Source organism: Cellulosimicrobium sp. GQ32 (assembly GCF_059758455.1).
Window position 1 is genome coordinate 417974 of sequence record NZ_JCAXEP010000002.1, and the last position, 13607, is coordinate 431580.

Annotated in this window: 15 protein-coding genes and 7 tRNA genes; 10 read left to right on the top strand and 12 right to left on the bottom strand. The window is 74.6% G+C overall.

Going from position 1 to position 13607, the window contains the following annotated elements:
• Positions 1-12: 12 nt before the first annotated feature.
• The 5 genes from AC6CH9_RS05630 to AC6CH9_RS05650 form a co-directional block, all read right to left on the bottom strand.
• Complete coding sequence (locus tag AC6CH9_RS05630; RefSeq protein WP_498154024.1) at positions 13-1053, bottom strand: polysaccharide pyruvyl transferase family protein; 1041 nt, start codon at positions 1051-1053, stop codon at positions 13-15.
• Positions 1050-2306: a lipopolysaccharide biosynthesis protein gene (locus AC6CH9_RS05635; protein ID WP_498154025.1), complete on the bottom strand. Its 1257-nt coding sequence runs from the start codon at positions 2304-2306 to the stop codon at positions 1050-1052. The genes AC6CH9_RS05630 and AC6CH9_RS05635 overlap by 4 nt, the downstream gene beginning before the upstream one ends.
• A 12-nt stretch (positions 2307-2318) precedes the next feature.
• Positions 2319-3842 (bottom strand): sugar transferase, encoded by a 1524-nt coding sequence (locus AC6CH9_RS05640; protein WP_498154026.1) that lies wholly within the window; start codon positions 3840-3842, stop codon positions 2319-2321.
• 194 nt (positions 3843-4036) lie between these two features.
• On the bottom strand, positions 4037-4603 hold the full coding sequence (locus tag AC6CH9_RS05645; RefSeq protein WP_498154027.1) for a peptidase: 567 nt from the start codon (positions 4601-4603) through the stop codon (positions 4037-4039).
• Between the two features lie 91 nt (positions 4604-4694).
• On the bottom strand, positions 4695-6455 hold the full coding sequence (locus AC6CH9_RS05650) for a DUF4012 domain-containing protein (protein ID WP_498154028.1): 1761 nt from the start codon (positions 6453-6455) through the stop codon (positions 4695-4697).
• 244 nt (positions 6456-6699) lie between these two features.
• Between AC6CH9_RS05650 and AC6CH9_RS05655 the strand changes: the two genes are divergently transcribed.
• Complete coding sequence (locus AC6CH9_RS05655) at positions 6700-7245, top strand: arsenate reductase/protein-tyrosine-phosphatase family protein (protein WP_498154029.1); 546 nt, start codon at positions 6700-6702, stop codon at positions 7243-7245.
• Positions 7246-7292: 47 nt separating this feature from the next.
• Here AC6CH9_RS05655 and AC6CH9_RS05660 read toward each other — a convergent pair whose 3' ends face one another.
• The 6 genes from AC6CH9_RS05660 to AC6CH9_RS05685 form a co-directional block, all read right to left on the bottom strand.
• Positions 7293-7478 carry a hypothetical protein gene (locus AC6CH9_RS05660; protein WP_498154030.1) on the bottom strand — a complete coding sequence of 62 codons (186 nt, stop codon included), beginning with the start codon at positions 7476-7478 and terminating at the stop codon, positions 7293-7295.
• Between the two features lie 167 nt (positions 7479-7645).
• Complete coding sequence (locus AC6CH9_RS05665) at positions 7646-7909, bottom strand: helix-turn-helix domain-containing protein (protein WP_197088828.1); 264 nt, start codon at positions 7907-7909, stop codon at positions 7646-7648.
• Positions 7910-7997: 88 nt separating this feature from the next.
• Complete coding sequence (locus AC6CH9_RS05670; RefSeq protein WP_498154031.1) at positions 7998-8405, bottom strand: TrmH family RNA methyltransferase; 408 nt, start codon at positions 8403-8405, stop codon at positions 7998-8000.
• A gap of 24 nt (positions 8406-8429) precedes the next feature.
• Positions 8430-8501 (bottom strand) — tRNA-Val (locus tag AC6CH9_RS05675).
• Positions 8502-8555: 54 nt separating this feature from the next.
• Complete coding sequence (locus AC6CH9_RS05680; protein ID WP_498154032.1) at positions 8556-9476, bottom strand: aminotransferase class IV; 921 nt, start codon at positions 9474-9476, stop codon at positions 8556-8558.
• Positions 9473-10576, bottom strand: coding sequence for a chorismate-binding protein (locus tag AC6CH9_RS05685; RefSeq protein ID WP_498154033.1), 1104 nt, complete (start codon positions 10574-10576; stop codon positions 9473-9475). Before AC6CH9_RS05685 ends, AC6CH9_RS05680 begins: the two co-directional genes overlap by 4 nt.
• 176 nt (positions 10577-10752) lie before the next feature.
• On the opposite strand from AC6CH9_RS05685, the gene AC6CH9_RS05690 reads away from it, so the two are divergent.
• The 9 genes from AC6CH9_RS05690 (at position 10753) to AC6CH9_RS05730 (ending at position 13214) form a co-directional block, all read left to right on the top strand.
• Positions 10753-10825 (top strand) — tRNA-Gly (locus tag AC6CH9_RS05690).
• Between the two features lie 47 nt (positions 10826-10872).
• A tRNA-Cys gene (locus AC6CH9_RS05695) sits at positions 10873-10943 on the top strand.
• Between the two features lie 19 nt (positions 10944-10962).
• Positions 10963-11034, top strand: a tRNA-Val gene (locus AC6CH9_RS05700).
• 156 nt (positions 11035-11190) lie between these two features.
• Positions 11191-11263, top strand: a tRNA-Gly gene (locus tag AC6CH9_RS05705).
• 56 nt (positions 11264-11319) lie between these two features.
• Positions 11320-11390 (top strand) — tRNA-Cys (locus tag AC6CH9_RS05710).
• 22 nt (positions 11391-11412) lie between these two features.
• A tRNA-Val gene (locus AC6CH9_RS05715) sits at positions 11413-11487 on the top strand.
• A 58-nt stretch (positions 11488-11545) separates the two neighbouring features.
• On the top strand, positions 11546-12436 hold the full coding sequence (locus tag AC6CH9_RS05720) for a hypothetical protein (RefSeq protein WP_498154034.1): 891 nt from the start codon (positions 11546-11548) through the stop codon (positions 12434-12436).
• A gap of 51 nt (positions 12437-12487) precedes the next feature.
• Entirely contained in the window at positions 12488-12811 is a 324-nt protein-coding gene (locus AC6CH9_RS05725; RefSeq protein ID WP_498154035.1) for a DUF2277 domain-containing protein, read from the top strand.
• Between the two features lie 85 nt (positions 12812-12896).
• Positions 12897-13214: a hypothetical protein gene (locus AC6CH9_RS05730; protein ID WP_498154036.1), complete on the top strand. Its 318-nt coding sequence runs from the start codon at positions 12897-12899 to the stop codon at positions 13212-13214.
• A 3-nt stretch (positions 13215-13217) separates the two neighbouring features.
• On the opposite strand, the gene AC6CH9_RS05735 is transcribed toward AC6CH9_RS05730, so the two are convergent.
• Positions 13218-13433, bottom strand: coding sequence for a hypothetical protein (locus AC6CH9_RS05735; RefSeq protein ID WP_087471935.1), 216 nt, complete (start codon positions 13431-13433; stop codon positions 13218-13220).
• Between the last annotated feature and the right edge of the window lie 174 nt (positions 13434-13607).

A 13607-nucleotide genomic window follows, 5' to 3' on the forward strand; every position in this document is an offset into this window, starting at 1 on the left:
GTCGGCGACATCTCAGGAGCCACCCTTCAGTCCCTCGGCGCGCGCGACGACGAGCGCCCGCACCTCGTCGACCGCCGCCCGGGCGGCCCGGCGGTCGACCGCGACCGGGTCGCCCAGCGGTGCCAGGTGCGCACCGACGCCGCCGGGCGGCTCCGTCGTGGGGAGCACGGCGAGGGTCGTCGGCAGCTTGTCGCTCGCCGGCGTGCTCACGGGCACGACGACGGCCCCGTTGCGGGCCCCGAGCAGCAGCGCGTGGAGCCGGTCGCTCACCACCACCCGGGCCGAGAGCATCGCCCGGGTCACCCGGGCGAGCTGCTCACGATGGTCGCCGACCCACGCGACGTGGTCGATCCCGTGGACCTGGGCGAGGCGGGCGTGCTGCTCGCCGTCACGGCGGACCTGGGTCACCAGCACCGGGCGGGTCCCGGTGCGCCGCGCCGCCTCCAGCGCGTCCCGGACCAGCGCCTCGTCGACCGGCCGGTCACCGCGGAACGAGAGCACCATCGCGTCCTTCCGCTCTCCCGACGACGACGCGCCGTCGTCGCTCGCGAGGGCGAGGTCCGGCCCGACCCGGACGCGCGGCCCCAGGAGCTCTCGGGTCACCTCGTCGCGCGCCACGTACAGGGACTGCAGGCGGACGCTGGCCGACTCGACGAACCGACCGGCCCGGCTGTCGCCGCGCACCGCACGGCCGAGCGTCAGCGACTCGCCCCGACCGAGGCGTACGAGCACGACGTTGGCGAGGTTGGCGAGGCTCTTGAGCAGCGCACGGGGGCGCCCGTCCAGACGTGCCGGCCCGGGCGCGAAGACGAGGAGCGGGCGCTCGCGGCCCACGACGGTCCGCAGGAGCCGCGCCTGGAAGCCCCACGGTCGCGTGACCACGGTCGTCCCGTCCAGGTCGTACGAGGCCCGGTAGGACCGGCCCGCCCGTCCCGCGAACACCACGACCTCGTCGCAGCACTCCCGCAGGACGCGCAGCATCTCCTGCCGGATGACGACGTCCCCCAGGTTGTCCTCCTGGGCCAGGATCGAGCAGAAGCCCACGACGGTCATGGCCGCGCCTCCTCGGCCCGCTCGGTGGTGCTCACCGGCGTCGCGCGCACGGTCGGTGTCGCGCGGTGGTGCCCGATCAGCCTCCGGGCCAGCAGGGCCGCCTGGAGGAGGAGCGCCACCCCGTAGGCCAGGGCCGCCCCTGCCGCACCCGCGACCAGCGCCCCGACCCCGGCCCCCACGAGCGCGACCGCCGACATCGTCACCGCCGCACGCGAGACGAACCCGGCGTCGCCGTACGCCTGGAGGAGCGACGTGCAGACCGAGGCGACAGCGCCGAACGGCAGCGCGAGGAGCATGATCTGCACCGGGAGGACGGCGGGGCGGTACTCGTGCAGGACGGGGAGCGCCTCGACGAGCGCCGGGACGTACGCCGCGAGCAGCACGTAGACGGCGGCCACGCCGGACACGAGCCAGGCGAGGTGCGACAGCACGCGCCGACGCGCGGCGGTGTCGGACGCGCGCGTCGCGTGCGGGAGCAGCGCGACGGCGAGCGAGGTGGGGACGAGCCGCAGCGGGACGGTCATCCGGCTCGCCAGCGAGTACAGGCCCCCGGCCGTCGTGCCGCCGGTCAGGGCGACGATCGGGACGTCCAGGTTCCGCGCCTGCACCGCGACGGTGTTCACCCAGAAGGGCCTCGCCTCGCGGACCACCTGGGCGAGCGGCGCCCGGCGGCCCCCCGGGAGCCGGCGGCGGTTCGCCGCGTTGAGCCAGACGACGGAGAGCAGCGAGCCCGTCGCCATCGCCGACCCGTACGCGAGGACGGGCTCGATGCCTCCGGCGCAGAGCGCGGCGAACCCCGCTGCGGCCACCGCTCGGCGGACCACGAGGTTGGCTGTCGCGAGGGGCGCCCGTCCGTCGGCGATCGCGATGCCCGCGACGGTCTCGGCGTTGCGCTCGGCGGCGGCCCACACGGCGAGCGGGAGGACCGGGGCCAGGCTGCCACCACCGAGGACGACCAGGACGAGCCAGCCCGCGAGCGCGGCCGAGGCGAGCAGCGGCCCCGTCGTCAGCCGGTTGAGCACGACCGCCGACCGCACGCGCCCGTCGTCCGGGGCCTCGGCGCGCGTCCGCACGAGGTAGGTCGAGAGGCCGAGGTCCCAGACCGCCTGCAGGACCGTGAGCGTGGCGACGACCGACCCCACGACGCCCAGCTCGCTCGGCCCGACGAGCACGGCGAGCGCACCGAACGTCACCGCCTGCAGCGCCGCGGCCGCGAGCCGGCCGGCGGTGAGCCAGGCGAACGCGCCGATCACGGCGCCCCACGATCAGTACGCGCCGTCACGCCCCACCACCGCTCGGAGCGTCCGCAGGAGGATGAGGAGGTCCCCGGTCATGGTCCAGTTCTCGACGTAGTAGAGGTCGAGCCGCACGCTCTCCTCGAGCGTGAGGTTGTTGCGGCCGGAGACCTGCCACAGTCCCGTCAGACCGGGCTTGACGAGCAGCCGCCGGCCGATCTCGTCGTCGTACTGGTCGACCTCGAGCGCGACCTGCGGGCGCGGCCCGACGAGGCTCATGGAACCCCCGAGCACGTTGAGAAGCTGCGGGAGCTCGTCGATCGAGTAGCGGCGGATGAACGCACCCACCCGGGTGACCCGGGGATCCTGCTTGGGCTTGTAGAACACGCCCACGTTGCCCGCGCCGAGGACGTCCTCGAGCCGGGACTCCGCGTCGACGACCATCGAGCGGAACTTGAGGACCGTGAACGGCTCGCCGCGCAGCCCCACCCGCTCCTGGGCGAACAGGACCGGACCACGGCTCGTCAGGCGCACTGCGAGCGCCGTCACGAGGAGCGGGACCGAGAAGAGCGCGAGCAGCCCGAGCGCGCCGACCACGTCGAACGCGCGCTTGAGCACGTGCTGCGGGCCCGAGTACCCGGGCGCCTCGACGTGCAGGAGCGGCAGCCCGGCGACGGGCCTGGTCCGGATGCGCGGACCCGCGACGTCGGTCAGCGCCGGCGCGAGGACGAGGTCCGCCCCCCAGGGCTCGAGGTCCCACGCGAGCCGCTTGACGGTCCGGGGCGTCACGAGGTCGGACCCGGTGACCATCACGGTGTCGGCCCGCAGCGGCTCGACGAGGCGGGCGGTGTCCCCCACCTCGCCGACGACCGGGACGCCCGCCACCGTCTCGTGCGGCTCGACGGCACCCCCCGGGACGCACGCACCCACGACCTGGTAGCCGCTGTCCGCCGCCTCGCGCAGCCTCTCCACGAGATGGGCGGCTCCGTCGCGCCCGCCGACGACGAGCGTCCGGGACCGGCAACGGCCGCGCCGACGCAGGTGGACCAGTCGGCGGCGGACCGCCCACCGCCCCAGCAGGAGGAGGACCAGGCCGACAGGCAGCGCGATGGCGACGTACCCCCGGGCCAGGTCGTACCGGACGAGGTAGGCGGCGATCGCGACCACGCCGAACACGGCGACCGTCGTGTTGACCACGCGCGCGTACTCCGGCGCACCCGATCCCAGGCTGCGGCTGTCGCGCGAGAACGCCGCCCGCAGCGCGCACCACCAGACCGTGAGCAGCGCGACCGAGATGGCGCCGTACTGGAGGTCCAGCACGGTCCCGTCGATCCCGTCGAACCGGACGAGGTACGCCGTCGCGACGGCGGCACCGACGGCCAGCGCGTCGACGGCGGCGACGCGCCGCGCGAGCCGTGTCTTCCAGCCCGGGCGCCGGTAGGCGCCGAGCGCGATCCGGACGAGCTGCCCGGTGTCGAAGGACGGCGTGGCGACCTGCCGTCCCGTGCCGCCGACGTCGACGGCGTCGATGTCCTGATCCTTCTCCAACGTCATGGTGCCCCCTGCGACGTCCGTGGTGGAGGTCGCCCGTGGGCGACGACGCGGCCGCCCGTGGGGCATGCGCGCGCCGCCGTCGCCGGACGGCCTGCCGGGTCTCACCGTCGCGGACCGGGACGTCATCGTCGCGGCGACGGTCGGTCGCGTGGCGACCGCTGGGCAAGAAGGTCCCGCCCGAGGGCGGGAAGACCTCAGCCCTTGGTCCCCGCGGACCGGCGCCGGCTGCGCGCGACCAGGACGACCGCCGCGCCGCCCGCGACGAGCAGCGCCGCACCGCCGAGCAGCATCACGTCGTCGGACCCGGTCTCGGCGAGCCCGCCCGAGGTCGCGTCACCGGCGCCGTCGGCCGAGTCGCCCCCCGAGCCGGTGCCGCCGGACCCGTCGGAGGCGGGGACGGCGACGATCTGCTGGCTGGAGAGCACCGTGCCGTTCGCGTCGGTCGCGACGAGCGAGTACGTGCCCGGCTCGGAGAGCGTCACCGAGAACGACGCGAAGCCGTCGGTGGTGTTCTTGGTCAGCGCCTTGGTCCCGGCGATCGAGATGGCGCCGTCGGGGACGTCGGGCGACGAGATCGTCAGCGTGATCGTCGGGTTGCCCGCCGGGCCGCCGACCGTCACGGTGAACGTCTCGCCGATCACGGGCGTGGTCGTGGAGACACCCACCTCGTACTCGTCCGCCTCGTAGGCGGTCGCGACGGCCGGTGCCGCGGCGAGCGCCGCGGCGAGGAGCAGCGTGGTCGCTGCGCGTCGAAGCTTCATGTCAAGGCCCCCTGCGTTCGTCGACTCGTGCGGGGGCGGTGCGGACGGCGTCGTCGAGCCCGTCCCTCGCACGTGCCCCCGCCGTGCTCCCTCAGGAGAACACACCTGCGCCGCACCCGATAGCCGGGAGGGGGGTCTTCTCGTCCCTGACACCAGGAGTTTTCCTCACGGAAACACTTGCGCGCTGGTTCTTGCCGCTCACGACCTCGTACTCGTACGTCACCGACTCCCCCGGGGCGACCGCCACCGACCGCGCTCCGACGACGAGCCCGTCGTGCACCTGGGCGAAGAGCCCGCGCCCCGCGTCCCCCGGGGACGCGCCACGGATCCCGCCGCCCTCCGGGGCGTAGACGAGCAGGTTGGTCCGGATCGTGCCGTCCCCTCCGGCACCGAGCACGTACTCCGGCAGCCGTGCCGCCTCGGCCTCCGTGAGCGTGGAGGTGAGCGTGACCCGCAGGGTGAAGGCCTGGGAGCCGTCGGGCCGGCAGGTCGCGTCACCGAGGGCCACGCTCGAGTCGAGGTAGTAGCCGCTCTTGGACGCGGTCGTCGCGTTGAGGTAGACGCCGACGACGGGCGACGACGGTCCGCCCGCCGGTCCGGAGCGACGGCCCACGAGCTCGCCGGAGAGGACCGTGCCGGCGAGGAGGTCCTGCTCCGCGGCCCGCGCGGACCACACGAGCACACGACCGTCCTGCGCCGACCCGGCGAGCGCGGCGACGAGGGGCGCCGCGTCGGCCGACCCCGCGGTCAGACTGTCGAGCACCTGCCGGGCGACGAGTGCCAGCACGGCGTCCTGCTCCGCGGGGTCCGCGTGGTCGATGTAGACGCCGTTGAGCAGGTACCCCGCCGCGTCGTCCGCCGTGAGCCGGAGCGTCCCGTCGTCCGGGGTCGCGACCTCGACCGGCCCGGTCGCGCCGAGCACGCTCGCGAGGGCGACGGGGTCGACCGCGACGACCCCGTCGACCTCCTGGCCGGTCTCTCGCAGCCAGGCCTCGCGCGCCACCCGCGCGGCGCGCGGGAAGTCGGGGGTCGACGTGACGTTGAGCATGTACCTGCCGAGGTCGTCGCCGAACAGCGCGGCCTCGGGGCCGCTCAGGTCGACCACGCTCTCGGGGAACGGACCGAGCGCGCTGCCCGGGCGGACGTCGAGGAGCTCGACCGCTCCCGAGTCGGCCCGCAGGTGGAGCACCGACCCGGCGATCCCGCCCGTCGCACGCGGCTCGGCGTTGTTCTGGACCAGCACGAGATAGTCGCGCGCGCCCTCGGCACCGAGCATCGGCGGGACGAGCTGGACCGCACGCGCCGCCGTGGCCGTCTGGGACGCGACGCCGCCGAGCTGCTCGCGCAGGTCGTCCACCGCGGAGGCCAGGGGTCCGACCAGCGCCGACGTGTCGATCGCCGCGACCGTCTCGAACGACGCCGTCACGGCCCGGTCGGCCGCGACGACGTCGTCGCGCGCGCGGCTGAGCGGCTCCAGGTCGACCGCTCCTCCTGACGGTGCGAGGGCCGTCGGCGACGCGACGGCAACCGCGTCGGCGAGGCGCGGCAGCGCGTCCTCGGCGACCCGCTCCACCGCGCCCGTGACCTCGCCGAGGGCTCGTGCGTCGTCGCCGACGAAGGGCAGCGCGTGGGCCACCGTCCACTGCGGCCCGTGCGTCGCGGACGCCGCGACCCCCGCGGCGAGCCGGACCTCCTCGATCGCTGCCCCGGCGTCCTGACCCGTCCGTACCTGCTCCTGGAGCTCGGGAAGGGTCGAGGCCACGTCCTCCAGCGCGGCGCGCGCCCGCAGGACGTCCGTGACCAGCCAGGCGGACCATGCCAGCACCACGACGAGCACGACGCCGGTGGCCACGGCGAGGCGTCTACGCAGCCGTCGCGACGCCCCTCGTCGGCGCGGCATCCGCGCCCCGGGACCCTCGTGGCCGGGCCCCGTTCGTTCGGGCGGCGCGACCAGCGTCGCTCCCCCTGACCAGAGTGGACCCCATCCGTCGTGCACCATGCCGCCCCCCGCGACTCGCCCCCGGTGCGACGGCTCCGGTGCGGGCCGCCGCTCGCGCTACATTACCCAGACCCACGGTCGCAAGGAGGTCTGAAGCGTGCTCTCCGTCCTCGTCGTCTGCACCGGGAACATCTGCCGCTCGCCTGCGGCACAGCTCGTGCTCGGTTCCGCGCTGGACGACTCCGTGGTCGTGACGAGCGCCGGGACGGGCGCCGTGGTCGGCGCTCCCGTCGCGCCCAGCATGGCCGGCCTCCTGTCGGACCGCGGTCTCGACCCGTCGGGTTTCGTCGCCCGCCCGCTCACCGAGAGCCTGGTGAGGTCGGCGGACGTCGTGCTCACGATGACGCGACGCCACCGTGCCGCGGTCCTCGAGCTCGCGCCCTCGGCGCTCCGGCGGTCGTTCCTCCTCACCGAGCTCGCGGTGATCGCGGAACGGCTGGGACCCGGCGCGGCCCGGTCCGAGGACGCCGCGCGGCTCGCCGAGGTCGTCCTGGGCGCGCCGCGCGCCCGCGCGAGCGTCGACCTGGAGCACGACGCGCCGGACGTCGAGGATCCTTACGGGCGGCCGGAGGATGTCTACCGCCGGGTGCTCGACCGCATCGAGGCAGAGGCGGCGCGGCTCGTCGCCGCCCTGCGGCGGTGACCGGTCCGCCTCCCTGCCCCCTGCACAAGGAGGAGGACCGGCTGCCGTCACGGTCGCTGGAGCACCGAGACGACGACCACCACGACCGCACCCCAGAGCGCGAGTCCTCCGCCGCACCCGATGGCGAGGCCCTCGGCACCCGTCGCACCACGCCGACGCGCACGCTCGGCAGGGAACACCGCGATCGCTGCACCGAGGACGACCAGCACCCAGCCGACCGTCACCCAGAACATGCGAGCAGCGTGCACGGCACTCCGAGCGCTCGCAGACTGGACATCTGTCCAGATGTGCCCGTTTCCGCCAATTACCGGAACTTTGCCCCGAAAGCGCGGACGATTTGTCGCGAACATTCACCCGGTCCCGTCGATGGCATCGCTCACATGGCGAGACGACACCGCTCTCAACCGCCGGGCGTGCCCCCCGGACGCTGCGACTCGTCGGCGACCGCTCGTGCGGCAGGCCCGATCCGGTAGCGGCGGTCCGCACCCTGCACGAGCCACCGGTGCGCCACCAGGGTCTGCGCGATCCGGAACGCCCCGGGGCGGCTCACGCCGAGACACGACGCCAGATCGGCCAGGCGCATCGCTCCCGACGCGGCGACCAGCTCGACGGTGCGCACCGTGCGTGACACGGACGCGAGGACGTACGACCCCCTGCTCGACATGCTCGGAACCCTAGGAGCGATGCCGACCGCTCGCATCGGACGGCGGGTGCGGACCGTGAGGGGCACGCCGGGGCCGGGCCGGTCGACCTCACGCCAGGCCCGTCGGCCGGTACAGCACGAGGCTGCCCACGACGGCGACGTCGAGGCTCGCGCCCCCGCCCGCCATCAAGATCTCGACGCACTCGTCGACGCCCGCCAGGACGTCGTCGGGCACACCGTGGCGCTCGTGCCCGAGCAGCACCGTCGGCACGCGTGCGGGCGCGATCCGTGGCAACGGCGTCGCGCCCTCCGCGAGCTCGACGGCGACGAGACGCCTCCCGGCGGCACGCTCGGCGTCGAGCCACGCCTCCTTCGACGGTGCGACGGTCAGGTGTCCCCAGCAACGGTGGCGGGACGAGCGACGGGCGCGGCGCCGCTCGCGCGGCTTCCGCCTGCTCCACGCGCACGACGGGCCGCGCTCCCGCTCGGTCCGGACACGACGAAGGCCCGGAACCATGACGGTTCCGGGCCTCGATCTCGGTGGGCGATACTGGGTTCGAACCAGTGACCTCTTCGGTGTGAACGAAGCGCGCTACCACTGCGCCAATCGCCCGAGTGCGAGGTCGATACTAGCCTGAAACGGACCGGATCGAAAAACCGGCCGCGATCAGGGGTCCAGGCGCTCGCGACGGCGCCGCTCGAACAGCTCGCGCGCGGCGAGCGACAGGTCTCCGGCCGCCACGTCGACACCGTCGAGCCAGGTCACGGGCTGGACGTTGCGGACCGAACCGGTGAGGAGCAGGGCGGCGTCCCCCGCGGTCACCTCGTCGAGCACCGCGAACGGCAGCTCTCCGGGCCGGGCCTCGCGCACCGGCAGTCCCTCCTCCGCGGCCCACTCGAGCAGCAGCTCGCGCGTGATGCCGGCGAGGCAGCCCGACGTCAGCGGCGGGGTGACGAGCTCGCCCCCGCGCTCGACGAAGACGTTCGCCCCCGTGCCCTCGCACAGGCCGCCCGCCGTGTTCGCCAGGAGCGCCTCGTCGCCACCCTTCGCGACGGCGTCGGCGAGCGCGACGACGTTCTCGGCGTACGACGTCGTCTTGAGCCCGGCGACGGCCGAACGCTCGTTGCGCGTCCAGGGTGAGCGCACGGCTCGCCCGGCGGGGCTGATGGTCGCGGGTCCCGCGGCGACGACGACCGTCTGCGCGCCCGGTGTCCGACCGGACCCGAGCGGACCCACACCGGCGGTCACGGTGATGCGCAGCCGCCCGACGCCGCCCGCCCCCGCCCGTGCCCTGTCGTCCGCCTCCGCGAGCACGGCCGTGACGCCGTCGAGCACGCGCTGCTCGTCCGGCGCGTCGAGCCCGAGGCCGGCGGCGGACCGCGCGAGCCGGCGCAGGTGCCGGGTGAGCGCGAACGCCTGCCCGTCGAACACCGCGCACGTCTCGAACACGCCGTCCCCGACCGTCAGGCCGTGGTCCACGGCGCTCAGGGCCTCCTCGCCCGGACGGACCAGTCGCCCGTCCGCCCAGATCACGAGGTTCTCGGACGGTCGGTCGGACGTCGGCGTCGTGGCCGCAGGAGTGCTCATGGCTCCAGTGTGCCGGAGGCGAGGCCGACGAGTCGCCGCGCCTTGAGCTCGGTCTCCTCCCACTCGCGCGCGGGGTCGCTCCCCCACGTGATCCCGGCGCCGGTGCCGAACCGGAGCACGCCGTCGGACCACCAGAACGTCCGGATCCCGACGGCGAGCACCGCCTCGTCTCCGTCGACCCACCCGATCGCGCCGCAGTACGGGCCGCGCGGCACGGGCTCGAGCGCGTCGATGATCCGCAGCGCGGACGACTTCGGGGCGCCGGACACGGACGCGGGCGGGAACGTCGCGTCGAGCAGCGCCGGCCACAGCGCTCCCGCGCCGCGCAGCCCGGGGCGCAGGCGGCCTGCGACCGTGCTCACGAGGTGGACGAGGCCGGGGTGCGGCTCGACCACGAGCAGGTCGGTGACCTCGACCGTCCCCGGGTCGCACACGCGCTGGAGGTCGTTGCGCACGAGGTCGGTGATCATGACGTTCTCGGCGCGGTCCTTGGCAGTGAGCCCGTCCGGGGTCGGCGCGGTGCCCTTGATGGGGCCGGACGTCACCGTCCCGCCCGCGACGCGGAGGTAGAGCTCGGGGGACGCGGTCACGACCCACACCGGGTCGACGCCGGAGCTCGCCGGGACGTGCAGGACGCCCGCGTAGGGCGCCGGGTTCCCCCGGGCCAGACGGCGCCTGAGGGCCACGGCGTCCGGCTCGCCCCCGTCCGCGGCGACGAGCGGGGCGGACAGCACCCGGCAGACGTTGGCCTGGTAGACCTGGCCCTCGCGGACCTCCTCGCGCACGCGCGCGACCGCGGCCTCGTAACGAGCCCGCTCCATCGAGCTCGTCCAGTCGGACGGCGCGGGGCCGCGCCACGTGTCTCCGCCGCCCTCCTCGCGCGCGAGCTCGGCCGGGTCGACGCGCTCCGTGAACCGCCAGGCGCGCGCCCGGCCACCGTGAGCAGGGGCGTCGAAGTCCGCCACGACGAACCACGGGCCCTCGCCGGCGAGCCGCTCCGGCTCACGCCACAGGTCGACGACCTCGACCACGCCGGTGGCGGCGCGGCCGGCGAAGCGCGCGAGCCCCGGCCTCGACGACGTTCTCCCAGGTCCTGGCACGGGACCACGCTACCGACCCCGTGCGCACCGCCCGGCAGCGGCCCGGGACCCGCAGGGCGTGCACGGGACGGCGCCGGTTGGACTCCGAGCGCGAACGTGGACTAATGTCTGGGACGCGCCGGAACGCCGGAGGGCAACAGGAAGCGATTCCTCAAGACCTTCCACGGTCCGGCCGCGCGGATGTGGCTCAGTTGGTAGAGCATCACCTTGCCAAGGTGAGGGTCGCGGGTTCGAGTCCCGTCATCCGCTCGGAGGCCCACTCTCTGTCGCTCTCGCGGCGGCGGAGAGCAGGTCGCGGTGGAGTGGCCGAGAGGCGAGGCAGCGGCCTGCAAAGCCGTATACGTGGGTTCGAATCCCATCTCCACCTCGCAGCAGCACCACCTTTGGGGCGATTGGCGCAGCGGTAGCGCGCTTCCCTGACACGGAAGAGGTCACTGGTTCGATCCCAGTATCGCCCACGAGCACGACGCGAGAGGCCGCCCCGGCACCGTCCGGAGCGGCCTCTCGCGTGCCGATCATCACCTGGACCGGATGCACGGTCCGGGCGGGAAGTCGGCTAGTATGTGCTTCGCGCCGGATCACCAAGGCTCTCAGGAGCCCGACGGACCGGCCGCGCGGATGTGGCTCAGTTGGTAGAGCATCACCTTGCCAAGGTGAGGGTCGCGGGTTCGAGTCCCGTCATCCGCTCGGAGGCCCACTCTCTGGCCTGTTCCTGCGGGAGCGTGAGAGAGGACGCGTCTCAAGGTGGAGTGGCCGAGAGGCGAGGCAGCGGCCTGCAAAGCCGTATACGTGGGTTCGAATCCCATCTCCACCTCGCAGGCAGTGCAGCATCACCCGGGCGATTGGCGCAGCGGTAGCGCGCTTCCCTGACACGGAAGAGGTCACTGGTTCGATCCCAGTATCGCCCACCAGCACGAAGGCCGTCCCGCGTTCCGCGGGGCGGCCTTCGTCGTCCACTACTCTCGGCCCATGCCCGACCTGCGCCCCGCCCACGACGTGCTGCCGCTCGGCACCGCCCCGCGCCCCACGACCGCCGCCGAGCTCCTCGCCCGGCTGCGCCCCGTCCTGCTCGACGCGCTCGGACCGACCGTCCAGGGCGCCGAGCGTGCCCGGATCGACGCCGACCTCGACGGCGCCGACGTCGCGCGGCTCGACGTCGACCTGACCGGGGTGCACGTGCGCGTCGGCGGCGCGCCCCGGGGCACGCCGACGGACGCGACCTCGTCCGGCCCCACGACCTCCGACGTCGAGGACGTGCGCTCGCGCGAGGACGCCGTTCTGCGCCGGCTGCGCGTCGACGCCCACCCGCTCGTCGTCGAGGACGTGCCGGTGGACGTCGTCGCCGAGGCCGCAGGTCTGCGCTTCCGCTGGGTCGAGGACACCGCCGGCGGCCTCGGGGTCGAGGGCGTCGAGCCGGACGACGCCGCGCCCCTGACCGGCCACGTCCGGGTCGCGGCGCCGCGCGACGCGATCGTCGCGACCGCCCGGCGGCTCGTGGCCACGGAGCTCCAGAACCTCGGCCTCACCCTCGCGTCGCTCGACGTCGAGCTCGAGTCGGCGGGACCCCGCAGCGTCACGCTCCGCGGGTTCGCCCGGGTCCGCAAGGGCATCCTCTCCGCGAGCGTCCGCGCGACGGCGACCGCCGTGGTCGACGCGCAGATGGTGCTGACCGTCCGGGACCTCGAGCTGTCGAGCCGCAACCCCGTCGTCGCGGCGCTGCTCGTCGCGGCGCGCGGCGAGCTCGCCAAGGTCGAGGGTCGCCAGGTCGACCTCGTGTCCGACCTCCCGCCGGGCGTCCGCCTCGCGGACGTCCGCGTCGACGTCGGCGAGACCCTTGCCCTCTCGGCGCGCTTCGCCTGACGAGGCGGGACGCCCTTGTGGTGCTCCGCGCCCGCACGTAGCGTCGAGGGCATGTGCCGGAACATCACGACCCTGCGCGGCCTCGAGCCCCCCGCCACGGACGAGGAGATCGAGGCGGCCGCTCGCCAGTTCGTCCGGAAGGTGACGGGGATCCAGCGCACGAGCGCCGCGACGCAGGAGCCGTTCGAGCGGGCGGTCGACGAGGTCACGGCCATCGTCGCGCGGCTCCTCGGCGAGCTGCCGGAGCGCCGCAACCCGCCGACGACCGTCCCCCCGCTCCGGCGCGAGGAGGTCCGGGCCCGCATCGCCGCGCGCGAGGCCGCCGAGCTCGAGCACGAGCGGGCGCACGCCCTGGGGATCGCCCACACCCACTGAGACGGCCGACGGACCCGCGGTCCCGTCGGTCGCAGACGTGCGCTGCGTGCACCTGCCCGCGCGACTCCGTCTAGGCTCGGACTCTGTGAGCGTCGCACCCGCCCCGACCCCGCCGCCCGAGGCCACGCGCCCCGAACCCGTCAGCGCGAGCATGCGTCGCGCGAAGGCGGACGCTCGTTCGGCGCACGTGACCACCGGGCAGGTCCGTGAGGACCGGGCGGGTCGGGTGACGATCGACTGCTCGTGCGGCATGTCGCTGACGAACGGCCCGGACTGGACCGTCGACGAGCACATCCGCCTCCATCGCGCGGAGGCGCGCTACCTCGCTCTCAGCGCGGTCGCGCCGGCGGGGATGCCCCGCCTCATCCCGGTCGACGCCGACCGGCTGCCGCGCGTGGACTGATGCTCAGAGCTCGTCGGGGTCGTCCCAGGACGTGCCCGACGACGCGCCGTCGATCGGCCGGCGCTCGTTCTCCGAGAGCGACTGCGGTGCCTTGGTCGCGTCCCCACCGGTCAGCACGTCACCGACGGCCTCCCCCTCCTCCTCGCGGCGGGGGGACAGTCGTGCGGAGGCGACGTCGGACTCGTTGAGATCGTCGCGGTGGTCTGCGTGGGTGCTCATAGGCACGGGTCTACCAGGTCCGACGCCGCCATGCACGACCGTCCGCGGCGCGGCGCGGTCAGGGCCCCCGTGGTGGGACGGGTACGTGACGTGCGCCGGACATCCTCCGCGCTTGGCACACTATTTCGTCTGCGTGTCCCCCGTCACTCGGGATCAGGCGCCTCCTGCGACGAC